8 protein-coding genes are annotated in these 14,486 nt (G+C 40.6%); 4 read left to right on the top strand and 4 right to left on the bottom strand.

Translation table 11 applies throughout. The features are described from left to right. Positions 1 to 169 precede the first annotated feature (169 nt). Together ABD985_RS17485 and ABD985_RS17480 are read left to right on the top strand one after the other, a co-directional pair. The gene (locus ABD985_RS17485) at positions 170 to 955 is read left to right on the top strand and encodes a peptidylprolyl isomerase (protein WP_345373996.1); all 786 of its coding nucleotides are present in this window, start codon (positions 170 to 172) and stop codon (positions 953 to 955) included. A gap of 271 nt (positions 956 to 1,226) precedes the next feature. Further along, positions 1,227 to 4,388 carry a SpoIIE family protein phosphatase gene (locus tag ABD985_RS17480; protein ID WP_345373994.1) on the top strand — a complete coding sequence of 1,054 codons (3,162 nt, stop codon included), beginning with the start codon at positions 1,227 to 1,229 and terminating at the stop codon, positions 4,386 to 4,388. A 165-nt stretch (positions 4,389 to 4,553) separates the two neighbouring features. Here ABD985_RS17480 and ABD985_RS17475 read toward each other — a convergent pair whose 3' ends face one another. The 3 genes from ABD985_RS17475 to ABD985_RS17465 all read right to left on the bottom strand — a co-directional run bounded on the left by ABD985_RS17475 (position 4,554) and on the right by ABD985_RS17465 (position 10,462). Next, on the bottom strand, positions 4,554 to 4,946 hold the full coding sequence (locus ABD985_RS17475; protein ID WP_345373992.1) for a hypothetical protein: 393 nt from the start codon (positions 4,944 to 4,946) through the stop codon (positions 4,554 to 4,556). Between the two features lie 321 nt (positions 4,947 to 5,267). Beyond that, entirely contained in the window at positions 5,268 to 7,412 is a 2,145-nt protein-coding gene (locus tag ABD985_RS17470; protein WP_345373990.1) for a glutamine synthetase III family protein, read from the bottom strand. Between the two features lie 614 nt (positions 7,413 to 8,026). Beyond that, on the bottom strand, positions 8,027 to 10,462 hold the full coding sequence (locus ABD985_RS17465) for a type IA DNA topoisomerase (RefSeq protein WP_345373988.1): 2,436 nt from the start codon (positions 10,460 to 10,462) through the stop codon (positions 8,027 to 8,029). Positions 10,463 to 10,720: 258 nt separating this feature from the next. Here ABD985_RS17465 and ABD985_RS17460 point away from each other — a divergent pair, with 258 nt between their 5' ends. Next, the gene (locus tag ABD985_RS17460) at positions 10,721 to 10,954 is read left to right on the top strand and encodes a FeoA family protein (protein ID WP_345373986.1); all 234 of its coding nucleotides are present in this window, start codon (positions 10,721 to 10,723) and stop codon (positions 10,952 to 10,954) included. A gap of 71 nt (positions 10,955 to 11,025) precedes the next feature. Then, positions 11,026 to 13,152 carry a ferrous iron transport protein B gene (gene feoB / locus ABD985_RS17455; protein WP_345373984.1) on the top strand — a complete coding sequence of 709 codons (2,127 nt, stop codon included), beginning with the start codon at positions 11,026 to 11,028 and terminating at the stop codon, positions 13,150 to 13,152. Positions 13,153 to 13,213: 61 nt separating this feature from the next. Here the strand turns inward: feoB and ABD985_RS17450 are convergent, their stop codons facing one another. After that, on the bottom strand, positions 13,214 to 14,131 hold the full coding sequence (locus ABD985_RS17450) for a mechanosensitive ion channel family protein (RefSeq protein WP_345373982.1): 918 nt from the start codon (positions 14,129 to 14,131) through the stop codon (positions 13,214 to 13,216). Between the last annotated feature and the right edge of the window lie 355 nt (positions 14,132 to 14,486).

The raw sequence follows: 14,486 nt of genomic DNA, 5'->3' as shown, positions 1-14,486 counted from the left end.
ATGAACGAGGTGTTAACAATCCTACCATAACAATGAATGTGATAAAAACTTCTAAATCACTTCTATTTTTTAAAAGGAGAAAGGAAAAAATTAATTACTTCATACCTTTTACTTTATACCTTTTCCCTTTTACTTTATAATTTATTATCAAGATTTTTTTTTAAGGGCTATGCGAACAACTTACTACAACATCTTTCTACTTGTTTTTATCTTACTATTTAGCTGTGAAAAGCCACAGGAAACTGACAGTAGCAATGTCACTCAGCAAAAAACTGTCACCAAAAAGAAGAAAAAAAACAACCGCAAACTGCAACGACTTCATAATGGCAATGTAGTGAGTGAGTTGACCTGGTACGGAGAGGAAAACCCTGAAACTAAAGTCAAGATCATTACTTCCTTTGGAGATATTATTATAAAGCTCTACGAAGACACCCCTCTACATCGAGCCAACTTTATTATGCTAGTCAAAAAGGGCTATTTCAATGATTCTCAATTTTACCGTGTAATGAAAGGGTTCGTCGTACAAGGAGGAGATTCTGATGATTTTCAATTTGCCAATCGCAAGAAGCGTATAGGGAAGTATACCATTCCTGCAGAAATAAATGCCAAGAAGCATTTCCACAAACGAGGAGCGGTGTCCCTGGCCAGAAGTATTAAGAATAACCCGGAAAAAAGGTCCTCTAGTTTTGATTTTTATATTACCGTTGGCGCCAAAAGGGATAGAGCTTACATGGAAGCATTAGAAGCTGAATCTCCCGGCATTCAGTATAGTCCAGAGATGATTCAAGCCTACAAAACCCTTGGAGGAGAACCGGGCTTAGATGGAGACTTTACGGTATTTGGAGAAGTCATTGAAGGAATGGATGTTGTAGAAAAAATCACCACCGTAGAGGTTTCTGAAGAGGATAATTGGCCACTAGAGAGTATCTATATAAAAGCTGAGATCATAGAATAATCTCTATTTTTCTCTTAAGGTCAATAATTTATGCTTTACAAAGTATCACTCATTCAAGATTTATCGTTATCTTATCAGGATATTAGAAAAACCAATGCTTTTACTATCGGTCTCAACGACCAAGAGTACCTTTTTTGGAGAATCTTGCCTGAAGTAAGCAATGTATCACAATTAAGCTATGTTTTTTAAGGCTTGCTTCAACTAACAAAAACGAACATGCACTCAGCGACTAACTAGGAAGATGAGGCGAACTCTATATTGTAATAGAAAGATGCAGAAGAACATACTTTACACACTCGCGCTATTTTTTATGATGTGGGGCTCTCATTGTTCTTTTGGCCAAAACCACCAAACAGAGGTAGAGGCTTTAAAGAAAGAACTAAGAGGAGTTCTAGATAATAGAGAACGTGTTGATATTTTGAACCGACTAGCCAATATGGCCAAAGATGCTAATGATATCAACCAAACCCTAAAATATGCTGGCGAAGCGCTTAAATTAGCTAATCAAATCTACTATAAGCAAGGCGCTGGATATGCCTTGATCCAACATTGTTTTGTATACCGACTGAAAAGGGAGTTTCAAAAGGGGTTGGACTATGGTTTTCAAGCAGCCACCAACTTTGAAGAAGAGCAAGATCATCTAGGTATGTTCTATGCCTATAGTGAACTATATACCCTTTACCAAGACTGGAATGCAGGACCAGGTACTATACAGTACCTAGAAAAGGCACTACAGGCAGCCGAAGCATTGAATGATGAGCAGAAAATAAATCAGATGCATCAGCTTCTAGGTTCTGCCAACCAACGAGAAGGGAAGTTCCTCAAATCATTAGAGTATTTCGAGAAGTACAAGAACTATGTAAAGAAGAAAGGGGAGATGGGACAATATACCACTACCCTGGCACATATGGCCAATATTTACAATAGTAATCTAAGAAGCTACGGAAAAGCTTTGGAGTATAACTTAGAGATTCTTCGTATTAAAAGCGAGCAAGAAGACAAAGTTGCCATGGCCAGCTTCATGAATGATGTGGGCTATTTATACGAGAAACTAGGTAATTTTGAAATGGCATTGAAGTACTTTAAAAATGCCGTTGAACTGAACAATGAACTAAATAAAAATGAGAAGGAGAACATTCCCCTTCTTAAAAACATTGGAACTATTTACCTGAATGGTTACCGAAATATCCCTAAAGCCATCCGTGTATATGAAGATGCCGTAGACGTTGCTGAGCGCTTGGGAAGCTACACACAAATTGCACAGATGTACAGAGGATTGGGTGTTGCCTACCAAAGTGATCGACGATTCAGTACGGCAGACAAAAGTTATGAAAAGGCTATTCAGTTTGCTAAAAAGGCCCAAGACCGTGATGTATTGGTACTTTGTTATAACAGCCGTATTGATTTGGCTGAGCAAACGGGCAGCTACAAACGAGCACTTCAGCTTTCCAATGCACTGACCGCCTTAAAGGATCAGATCCTAAGAGAGGAAAGACAGAAGCTTGAAGAAGAAAAACGAAACTTTAACGCTGCAAGACAGAAACAAGAACAGCTGGAGAAAAAGCTGGAAGCACGAAAGGAAGAAGAACAGCGCTTGAGAGATCAAGAGCAGCAAGCTCGTTTGCGTATCATGAAAATGAAGCAAGAGCAAAAAAGTAAAGAATATGAGCTTGTAAAAGAGCAGGCAGAGAAAAAAGAGGCAGAAAATGAGCTTTTGCTAGCCAAACAAGAACTAGCTAACAAGCTAGAACAGGAAAAACTGGATAAAATTCGTAAGGAGAAGCAAGAAAATGACCTCCTTATCAATCAGGAACGTAGCCAACGTAAGAACCTGGATAACCAGATATTGCTTCAAAAGAAGGCCAATAAGCTTTTGGAAGATAAAATTGAGGAAGAACGTCGCACCAAGAACTTCGCTTATATTGCCTTGGCTTCCATCTTCTTTGGTTTGATTGGTATGGTTATTTTCTTGATTATCAACCGTAACAAAAACCGCCGTCTGACTAAACAGAACAAGGAAATCCTTACGCAAAAACAAGAAATTGAGCAACAAAGAGACCAGATTGCCCTGGCCAAGAAAGAAGTAGAAAATGTCAATGATGACTTCCAGCAACTTTCTGAGTTTGGTCAAAAAATTACGGCAACGATGGATTTTAACTCTATCAACTGGACAGCCTTTGGCTTTGCCAATGCGCAAATGGATGCCGCGATCTTTGGTATTGGTACTTTTGACAATCAGAGCAACTTGCTAGAGTTCAAGAGTCTCTTAGAAAATGGTGAAAATAAGCCTCGCTTCCGATTCAAGCTTTCACAGACGAATAGCTTAGCCGTACTTTGTTTGAAGAGTCAGGAAGAGATTATCATTAATGACTTCGACAAGGAAATTGGATTATATATACAAGAAGAAATTTCTTTCCCTTATGAAGAAAGACCTAAATCTCTCGTCTATATTCCATTAACGGCAGAGCAAAAAACATTGGGGGTACTTACCGTTCAGAGTTTTGAAAAAAGTGCCTACACCCGACAAAGCATCAACATTTTACGTTCCATGGCATCCTATATCTCTATTGCCTTGACTAACGCCGATGCTTATGGGGTCATCAACTTGAAGAATAAGCACATTACGGATAGTATGCGTTATGCACAGACCATACAGCGTTCTATCCTACCTGCCGCTGGAAAAATCAAGCGTGACTTACACTTGGATACCTTTATTCTCTTTAAGCCTAAGGATATCGTATCTGGAGATTATTACTGGTATTCTAAAATTGACAGGGATGAACTAAACCGAAAGAACCTGGCCAATCCATTTACAGACAGTTTGACCTTTATGGCGGTAATTGACTGTACTGGACATGGGGTACCAGGAGGATTTATGTCCATGGTAGGAAATACCTTGTTGAACGAGATCATTAACCAGAAGCATATTTATGCTCCTGCTCAGATCTTGGAAAAACTTAATGAAGGAATTATCCGTGCCTTGCATCAGGAAACTAAAATCAATGATGACGGAATGGACATCACCTTATGTGTGATTGAAAAGACAAAAGATAATAAAACAAAGGTATACTTCAGTGGTGCGAAAAGACCACTATGGTATATTCCTAACAAAGAAGAGAAAATCATCGAAATCAAGGGTACCAACAAGGCCATTGGTGGTATGTGGGCCCACAAAAAAGATAGAGACTTTGAGGAACATACCTTGGAACTAGAAAGAGGAAGTACGCTCTACCTAGTGACAGATGGTTATGCAGACCAGAATAATGCAGAGGGTAAGAAATTCGGGAAACTGAAGATGATCAAGACACTAGAAAAAATTGCACCTCTGAATATGATGGATCAAAAAGATAAGCTAGAAGAAGTTCTTGATAAGCATCAGGGTAACGTCTCCCAACGAGATGATATCACTGTAGTGGGAATTAAGCTTATCTAATTTCTATCAGCGAAAGGACGGACATCCTTTCGATAGTAATGAAGGATGAAGGATGAAGGATGAAGGATGAAGGATGAAGGAAAATACCTTTTATAAGGTTAATACCCTTCATCCTTTCTCTTTTATCCTTTCTTTGGAACGACCACAAGGGCCGCTTATCCTTTACTACTCAAAAAAGTACATCTTACTATATCGATCAGAAGCCATTTCTAAGCTTTCAAACCCCAGAGAAAGCATTTGACTGTCTTCAAAGTACAGATCGACCAATGAGTCAAAGACAACAAAGCTTTCTTCCTCTCCCAACTCTTCTTCTACCAATACATCCCCTTTCAATCGCGTCTGTTCAACATTCGTGAAAGACAAAGTAACCAATTGCCCCTCATCACTTTCATTAAAGGTTTCTACAAAGTTTTCTCTCTGTTCCAGAATTTCCTGATCTGATTGTAAACTATCGCTCTGGAAAGTAAGTGGTTCTACAACCTCTGATTCATCATCATATTCATTACCACAGCTTGTTATAACAAAAAGCCCCAGAATTACCCATACAATACCTTTCATACTATATACTGTGTTTTATCCTACATCTTCTGTCTTATATACCATACCAACACAGCGTAAGAGAGAAATCGTTTACAGATCTGGCGATAGCAAACATAAATCATCTATGTTCATGATGTTTAATTGGGCTTCGCCCGTTCATGTTGTTTAGTTGAGTTTATTATATAGAGCCGTAGAATTGAGCGAAGCTCAATTCTACGGCTCAACTAAACATTATGAACGGGCGAAGCCCAATTAAACATCATGAACAAAAAAAGCCTTCCCTTTTACAGGAAGGCTTTAAAGCTTATAGATCAAACTGCCAAGCAGTTGTTAATGCTCTTATTTCAAGAATAGCATTTCGCTATATTTTGGTAGAGGCCATAGCGCATCGTCTACCAATTTCTCCAAGCTATCTACAGCAGCTCTCAATGTATCAAAGTGCTTGTGCTTGATTTCGTCACACATTGCAATTGCATGTGCTTCTTCCTCTAGCTCCTCGATACGTTCAAGATCAGCAATCATTGCCGAAGAAGTTACTTTCACTTTGTCGATCAAGCCTGAAACTTCTTTGATAGTAGTTACCATACCTTCTGCATCAATTCCAAGAGACTTTGCAGATGCTGCAGTTTCTACCAACTTACCTACATAAGTAGATGCCGCTGGAAGCACTCTTGTCAATGCGATATCCACCATTGTTGTTGCCTCAATAGAAAGCTTAGTAGCATAGATTTCCATCCATACGTTATATCTAGCTTCGATCTCTCTTGTGTTGAATACACCGTGCTTAGCAAAAACTTCTTTCGCTTGATCTGATACCAAGAACTTCAATGCTCTAGCAGTATCTTTCTCATTTGAAAGACCTCTTCCTTCAGCTTCTTCAACCCACTCTTGAGAGTAACCGTCACCTTCGAAACGGATCGCCTTAGATTCTTTGATGTAAGCAACCAATACTTCTCTGATTGCCTCTTCTTTATCTGTACCAGCTTCGATCTTCGCACTTACAGACTCAGCAAACTGTGTCAATTGCTCAGCAACTACAGTGTTCAACACTGCCATTGGCGTTGCAGAGTTCTGTGTAGAACCTACCGCTCTCAACTCAAATTTGTTACCAGTGAAGGCAAATGGAGATGTTCTGTTACGGTCTGTGTTGTCTAGTTTCAAACCTGGGATACGCTCGATACCCAACTCCATGTAAGCATCTTCTGTTGAGTAAACCAACTCGCCAGTTTCCTCTACTTTATCCAAGAAGTCTGTCAATGTTTGTCCCAAGAATACAGACATGATTGCTGGAGGAGCCTCGTTAGCACCTAGACGGTGATCGTTAGATACAGAAGCGATTGAACCTCTTACCATGTCAGCATAAACATGCATTGCCTTGATCGTGTTCACCAAGAATGTCAAGAAGTAAAGACTTCCTTCTGGATCAAACAGGTTACGGCCATTATCCGTGATCAAAGACCAGTTGTTATGCTTACCAGAACCGTTCAAACCAGCAAATGGCTTCTCGTGCAACAACACTTTCAAATCGTGCTTGTCAGCTACCTTTTGCATTACGTCCATCATCAACAAGTTGTGGTCTACCGCTTTGTTGATTTCCTCGAACAATGGTGCTACCTCAAACTGACCTGGAGCTACCTCGTTGTGACGTGTTTGTACAGGAATACCCAATTTCAATGCTTCTACTTCGAAGTCTCTCATGAATGAATATACACGAGGAGCGATTGAACCAAAGTAGTGGTCATCCAACTGCTGTCCTTTTGCAGGAGCTGCACCGAACAATGTTCTACCTGTAAGGTAAAGGTCTGGTCTTGCCGCAAAGAATGCTTTGTCAACCAAGAAATACTCTTGCTCAATACCCAAAGAAGAACTTACGTTCTGTACTGATGGATCAAAAAGTTGAGCTACTTTTGTTGCCGCCTTGTTGATCGCCTCTTGTGCTTTCAACAATGGTGCTTTATAATCCAATGTATCACCTGTATAAGATACGAAGATCGTAGGGATACAAAGTGTTTCTTCTACAATAAAGAAAGGAGATGAAGGGTCCCATCCTGTATATCCTCTCGCTGCGTTTGTCTGACGGATACCACCGTTAGGGAAAGATGACGCATCTGGCTCTTGCTGAACCAAAGTAGAACCTTTGAAGCGCTCCACACCTTTCAATGAATCAAAGAAAGAATCGTGCTTCTCAGCAGAAGAACCTGTCAATGGCTGGAACCAGTGTGTATAGTGTGTTACACCTTTAGCTACTGCCCAGTCTTTCAATGCTGCAGCCACTGCCTCAGCAGTAACGTCGTCCAATTTTGCTCCAGTTTCGATAGAATCGATTACTTTTTTGTAAACGTCTACAGTAACTGCTGCCTTTAGTTTATCTAGACCAAAGCTATTCTCACCAAAGTAATCAGAGATCTTCTTAGAAGGTACTTCTACAGATTTTGTAAATCTTGCTAGCGCTTTTTCTACTGCGCTTAATCTTAAGTTTGTCATAATACAGGGATATAAGGGGTTGATTAATAAAAATCTATCTAACCAATTTCAATTTAAAGTGTGAAGCCCCGCACCACACAGAGCCTCTATATCAACTCCACAGAGGTCAAAGTTGATGATATCATATCTAAAAAACAACATTTTTTGTAAAAATAAGCCTATTCAGAACCCTATATACCCAAATACAGGTAGGACTATTTTTTAATCACGTATCCCTTAAACCCACTAACTCAAAAAAATCACCCTATTCCTTAATAGATTGGGTTATTTTTAACCCCAGTCATGTATAAGTGTTCTTTTTTATCGGAAGATCATTCAAAAACACTTCTTCTCAGCCAGAAATAACGAACGGTCACAAGAGGGGCATCGCCTTTGTACTATATATATACTTGAGAGTGACGGGCGACCACTAGGGTCGCCCTCAATGCTGTCAATTTAAGCTAAGAACTGGTCGTAGCGTCCTCGCTACGACTAAAATCATAACTTGAGCGTCCTCGCTCAAGGCCTTAAAAACGGGAGCGAGGACGCTCCCACTATGTTTAAGTCTTAGCCTAGAGGCTAAGACTAGTGTCTACCTTTTCTTAAATTGACAGCATTGGGGTCGCCCTTACCTTTTACCTTTTACCTTTTACCTCAAAAGATACTTGTCCATTAGCTCCCAAGGTAAGATACCCCTCTACCTTCTGCCCTTGCTGATCTACTAACCCTTTCAACAAAGGCGTTTTTCCCTTTCGTATTAAAGCCTCTACCGCACTTTCAGATAGTTTTTTACCCATAACCTCAAAAGGCACTTTAAAAGAACAGGTCTTGTACTTAATCCCCATACATCCGTAAGCTGCTCTTCCTTTGACCACTTCGTGCTGTTGACAAACAGGACAACGTAAAGGAGCTTTCTCTACTTCCTGGAACTCCAATTGGAAGGCCTTTGTCAATGCAAGATATCCTTCTGTCTTTTTGCCATTCACTTCGATTCCTTTAATCAAAGGAGAACGTCCTTTCTGAATAATGGTCTGAACTTGCTTATCCGTTAATTTTTTTCCATTCCAGGTAAAATCCACTTTAAAGTCACAACTTCCATCTTTCCAGCCGGTACACCCAAAAGCAGTACTTCCTTTTACGATCTTCCCTGTTTTGCACTTAGGGCAAGAAAGCTGCTGAGATGTTGTCGGCTTTTTCTCTTTTGTTCCTTTAGACGTAGAAGCTGTTGGTTTGTCAGGAGCAGCAGCAGGAACGATCGTTCGGGCTGTACGGTCATACTTTACGGACTGTACCACCTCCGTCACCATCTCCTTCATCTCTGCCATAAAATCCTGCACCTTATAATCTCCATCTTCTATCTCCCGCAACTTTTTCTCCCAGATTCCTGTCAGTTCAGCAGATTTTAGTAGGTCATTCTTGATCGTATCAATCAACTGTACGCCCATAGGGGTTGGATGAAGATTCTTACGTTGCTTCTCTATATACTTTCTTCTTAATAAGGTCTCAATAATTGCTGCACGAGTGGACGGTCTTCCAATACCATTCTCCTTCATCAGGTCTCTCAGCTCTTCATCATCCACTTGTTTCCCTGCCGTTTCCATTGCTCTTAGCAATGTTGCCTCCGTATAAGGCTTGGGAGGAGTGGTCACCTTCTCTTTCAAGAAAGGATCATGTGGCCCTTGCTCTCCTTTTTTAAAGTCAGGCAATACTTGTTCCTCGTCCTCCTCTTTTTTCTTCTTTTGGGCTGCTTCAGCTTCCTTTTTGAAGAGCACTCTCCAGCCATCTTCCAAGATTTGCTTACCACTTACCTTAAACAAGATTTCCTCTACCTTACCTTCTACTTCCGTTTTGGAAACAATACAGTCGGGATAGAATGCTGCAATAAAATAACGGGCCACCAGATCATACACTGCTTGCTCATTATGATTCAGTCCCCTTGCCGGTACTTTGGTAGGAATGATCGCATGGTGATCTGTCACCTTCTTGTCATCAAATACCTTCTTGGATTTCCTTATTTTTTGTCCTCTCAAAGGAGCCACCTCTTCCTGAAATTTGGTCAAAGCACCCAGTATCTTAGGGATCTCCGGGTAAATATCATTTGGAAGGTGTGTGGTATCTACCCTAGGGTATGTCAGTACCTTCTTCTCATATAAACTTTGCGCCAACTTGAGGGTCTGGTCTGCTGAGAACCCAAAACGCTTGTTACAGCTTACCTGCAAAGAGGTAAGGTCAAATAATTTAGGAGGTGTCTCTTTCCCTTTCTTCTTGGTAAAAGATACAATCTCAAAAGGTTTACCCTGTAAAGAAGCCACTAAGGCATCTGCTTTTTCTTTGTCCTTCAGCTTTCCTTCTTCTCCTCCGTATTCATCCAATTGCTCTCCTCTTGCCGTAAATACGACATCCCTGTACTTGGTCTTAAGCTCCCAATATGTTTCTGGCGTAAAATTCTCTATCGTCTTGTGTCTATCCACCATCAATGCCAAGGTAGGTGTTTGTACTCTACCAATAGACAACACTTGCTTATACCCTCCATATTTCAAGGTATAAAGACGTGTCGCATTAATCCCTAGCAACCAATCACCAATCGCACGAGAACTTCCTGCGGCATACAATAAATCAAACTCACTACCGTCTTTCAGGTTTTGAAAGCCATCACGTATAGCTTCTTCTGTAAGGGAAGAAATCCACAATCTTTTGACCGGTTTGTTACACCCTGCCTCATGTAGTACCCATCGTTGAATCAGTTCACCCTCCTGTCCGGCATCACCACAATTAATGACTTCTGTAGCTTTATTAATTAAGGTTTTCAAGGTATTGAACTGTTTCTTCACTCCAGAATCATCCATGACCTTAATCGCAAAACGCACAGGAATAATGGGTAATGTCAGCAAGTCCCAACGCTTTAAAGAAGGATCATAATCGTCCGGCTCCTTCAACGTACACAAATGTCCAAACGTCCAGGAAACCCAATAGCCATTGCCTTCAAAATAACCATCCTTACGCTGATTAGCTCCTAAGATACGGGCAATCTCCTTGGCCACACTCGGTTTCTCTGCAATACAAAGCCTCATAAATATAGGGGTTAGGGGTTAGGGGTTAGGAGTTAGGAAGGACGATCACACGGGAAAGCATTCGGGACGCCCCTACCTTTTACCTTATACCTCTTACCTTATACCTTTTTAATATTTTATTGTAAAATTCTTAGTGATATCTGTAAACAATTATAGCAAAAAGCGATTGTAATAATTACCTTTGCTATTATTAAAATTAAGTCTAAATAACGATTATAGAAGCATTTAAATGCTCGAAATCTTCAATATAGGTATACTATGGTCAACAATGATATAAAAAATATCACCGACCTTAAAATTGGTCAAGAAGGGGTTATCAAAGCATTCAGCAGTGAATACCTTACCCCAAAAATGCTGGAAATGGGTATCCTACCCGGCAGTAAAGTTAAGGTGGTGAACAAAACTCTTTTCAATGGACCACTATACCTGAATATCCAAGGGCAGAATATAGCCCTTCGCCATTCGGAAGCCAAAAAGATTATTTTAAGATAAGCCGGAAAGGACTGCAAGTGCATTTTTTTGATCACTGCACTTCCCTTTTTCACTTCGCAGGAATACTAGACATGAGCAAGCAAGAAGTTACGATTGGTCTATTGGGCAATCCCAATGTGGGCAAATCATCCATATTTAATCAGCTAACAGGACTACGACAAAAAGTAGGGAACTATGCTGGAGTTACCGTCGACAAGAAGATCGGATTTTTTTCTATCAGTGAGGATACCAAGGCAAAGGTTATCGACTTTCCAGGAACCTATAGTCTCTATCCTACCTCTATGGATGAGCGTGTCGTATTAAATACCTTCACCAATCCTAATAGTCCTAACTACCCGGAAGTCGTATTATATGTAGCGGAAGCGGGCAACCTGGAAAGACACCTTCTACTGCTTTCTCAAATCAGAGACTTGGGGGTAAAAGTCATGTTATTGGTCACTATGCATGATTTGGGACATAAAAAGGGGGAAGTTTATCACTTAAACGAACTGGAAAAAAGTTTAGAGATTCCTGTATATCAAGTGAACGGACGTACAGGAGAAGGACTAGATGCTGTAAAAGATGGCCTGTCAACAATGCTATCACAAGCTTCTGCTCCTGCCAACCATCAACACCTTTATCACCCAAATCAGGAAGTGAAAGCCATTACGGAGGCTATTCAAACAGACCTTCAAGTGCATAATGCTTATCAAGCGTTATTGTTGGCACATCATTATGAGCAACTGCCCTTCCTAAGCGCCGCTGAAAAAGAACGTATTGCAACGATCAGTAAGGAACATACATTTCAATCTATCAAGTTACAGGTGGATGAAACGATGGCTCGCTACAATGAGTTTACTCCGCTAGTACAAAAAGCAGTCAGCAAACCTCAGGAAGTACCCGGCAGTACTACCGAAAAAATTGACCGTATCCTGACTCACCCTATACTTGGGCCTTTTATCTTCTTTGCGATTCTTGCATTTGTATTTCAAGCGATCTTCACTTGGTCTGAAGTACCCATGACTTTGATCGAAGAGGCTTTCAATGGGATGGGAGAACTGGTACGCAGCATCCTCCCGGCAGAAGCCTGGTATACTAGTCTGATTGCCGATGGTATTATCGCAGGGCTCGGTGGAGTGCTGGTGTTTATTCCTCAGATCGCTATCCTCTTCTTCCTGATCAGTTTACTTGAAGAGGTCGGGTATATGTCTCGTGCCGTTTACCTATTTGATAGCATCATGCAAAAATTTGGGATGAATGGCCGAAGTATCGTTGCCCTTATTTCTGGTGGTGCCTGTGCGATTCCTGCCGTGATGGCCACCCGTACCATCACCAACTGGAAAGAACGCCTGATCACTATTATGGTTACTCCGTTGATTAGTTGCTCGGCTCGTATTCCGGTATATGCAATCCTGATCGCCTTTGCCGTTCCAAGTGTTACGGTGGCTGGATTTATTAACCTGCAGGCCTTGACCTTTATTGGTTTGTATGTCTTGGGAGCTGTTTCTGCATTGATCATTGCTTTTTTGATGAAGCTAGTTTTCAAAACGCAAGAGCAGTCTTTACTTATGTTAGAGTTGCCGGACTACAAGGCTCCTCACTGGAAAAATATCTTTACGAATGTCTATGAGAAAGTCTTGACGTTTGTGACCGAGGCCGGACAAGTAATTATCGTAGTCTCTATGGTACTATGGGCACTGGCTTCTTACGGACCAGGAAACAGCATGGAACAAGCGGAGCAAACAGCCGTTGCCGAAGCACAAGCACAGCAACTGGACGAAACGGCTACTGCCGACCTGATCGCTGCCAAGCAAATCGAAGTATCCTATGCTGGCATGATCGGACATGCCATTGAGCCTGTCATTCAACCATTAGGTTTTGACTGGAAAATAGGCATTGCCTTGATTTCTTCTTTTGCGGCAAGAGAAGTATTTGTAGGAACGATGGCTACCATTTATAGTATTGGTAGTGCCGGAGAGGATGAGGATACCTTAAGAGAACGTATGGATAAGGAAGTAACAGCAGAAGGCAATAAGGTATTTACCCCTGCCACCTCGTTTTCCCTATTGATCTTCTATGTATTTGCTATGCAATGTATGGCGACCTTGGCAGTCGTAAAAAGAGAGACCAAGAGCTGGAAATGGCCTGTCATTCAAATGGCTTATATGGGTGCTTTAGCCTATGTAGGAAGTTGGATTACTTACCTTATTATGAGCTAAATAAATTATTAATGGAGAATTTTTAATTATTAATCATTGCTCATTAATAATTAAAAATTCTTCATTCTTCATTCTTCATATACACGGTACGGATAGGGAATGGAATCTCTATACCCTCCTTGTCAAAGGCCGCTTTTATCGCCATAATCGCATCACTTTTGGCCTGAAGAATCTCTCCATTCGCCGTAGCATTAATCCAGAAACGAACGTGAAAATCAATAGAGCTTCCTCCAAAAGCCAAATAATGAAATTCCACTTTTTCTCCTACCTCTACATCAAAAATATCCTTCACGACCTTCAATACTAACTCCTTTACCCTTTTCAGGTCAGAATCATAGGCCACACCGCACGTCACCGTTACTCTCACCCTAGGAGTTAATCCGTAGTTTTTCATGGGATTCTCCAATACCATTTTATTGGGTATCACCACTACGTTATTATCCGTTTCGTTGATCTTAGTATTCAAAAGGTCAATTTCGATTACTTTTCCCACGTAGCCATTCGTTTCTATCCAATCGCCTATACTCACGATATCTTTAATGGAAAGAAATATGCCCGAAAAGGTATTGGATAGCGTTCCCTGCAATGCCAAACCTACTGCCAAACCTGCTACTCCGGCACCTGCCAAAAGTGATTTCAGTACTTTGTCTAGGTTCAGAATTCCTAAAGCCAATAATAGTCCAAGTCCTATCACAGCTATAGCCAGTCCTTTAGCCATCAGTTGTCGTAAGGAAGTTTGGCGCATAAACTGCTTGAGCGCACGTTCCGACCACACCTCAACAGTACGAGAAAGCCATAAGGAAATAATGAAAATAAGGATCGCAAACACGAAATTAGGTAACCCTAATACGATAGCATCCAACCAATCCGACAATTGATCAATCAGTTTGTTCCACGAAGACTCTAGCTGACTATGAATATTCATGGTATGTTTTTTTATTTCGTCTGTGTTAATGACTTGGTCCTCTTGTGATGTCATAGTACTAGTGGATTGATTACTAAGTAAACTTATAACTGAGTGCTACTTTCAAACAGTTTAAGGATTAAGGAAGAAGGATTATTATCCAGAAACTCCTATACCTTTATCCTTCTTCCTTAATCCTTTATCCATTTGGAAGTAGTTCTTTTATTTCTATCAGAAAACTTAGTGTTTAGACCACTAGTGATCTGATTATTACGTTTGTTTATAACTCTTTGCAGCAGTATTTTTTGTGATTGGTGATTGGTGATTGGTGATTGGTGACTAGTAAAACGAATTACCAATCACTAACGGCTTTGTTGCAACGATATGAAAAAGGCATGAAAAAGTGGTAAGTTTAAGTGCGAACCAAAAC

Origin of the sequence: Algivirga pacifica, from assembly GCF_039543525.1 — a bacterium.
Taxonomy (GTDB): Bacteria; Bacteroidota; Bacteroidia; order Cytophagales; family Flammeovirgaceae; genus Algivirga; species Algivirga pacifica.
The sequence above is the reverse complement of the archived record's forward strand: the minus strand, read 5'-3'. Positions and strand labels throughout refer to the sequence as shown.

What these genes read in the sequence shown, in the direction of transcription:
- ABD985_RS17485 (WP_345373996.1), top strand. Translation starts at nt 170, where the DNA reads ATGCGAACAACTTACTACAACATCTTTCTACTTGTTTTTATCTTACTA.
- ABD985_RS17480 (WP_345373994.1), top strand. Translation starts at nt 1,227, where the DNA reads ATGCAGAAGAACATACTTTACACACTCGCGCTATTTTTTATGATGTGG.
- ABD985_RS17475 (WP_345373992.1), bottom strand. Translation starts at nt 4,946, where the DNA reads ATGAAAGGTATTGTATGGGTAATTCTGGGGCTTTTTGTTATAACAAGC.
- ABD985_RS17470 (WP_345373990.1), bottom strand. Translation starts at nt 7,412, where the DNA reads ATGACAAACTTAAGATTAAGCGCAGTAGAAAAAGCGCTAGCAAGATTT.
- ABD985_RS17465 (WP_345373988.1), bottom strand. Translation starts at nt 10,462, where the DNA reads ATGAGGCTTTGTATTGCAGAGAAACCGAGTGTGGCCAAGGAGATTGCC.
- ABD985_RS17460 (WP_345373986.1), top strand. Translation starts at nt 10,721, where the DNA reads ATGGTCAACAATGATATAAAAAATATCACCGACCTTAAAATTGGTCAA.
- feoB (WP_345373984.1), top strand. Translation starts at nt 11,026, where the DNA reads ATGAGCAAGCAAGAAGTTACGATTGGTCTATTGGGCAATCCCAATGTG.
- ABD985_RS17450 (WP_345373982.1), bottom strand. Translation starts at nt 14,131, where the DNA reads ATGACATCACAAGAGGACCAAGTCATTAACACAGACGAAATAAAAAAA.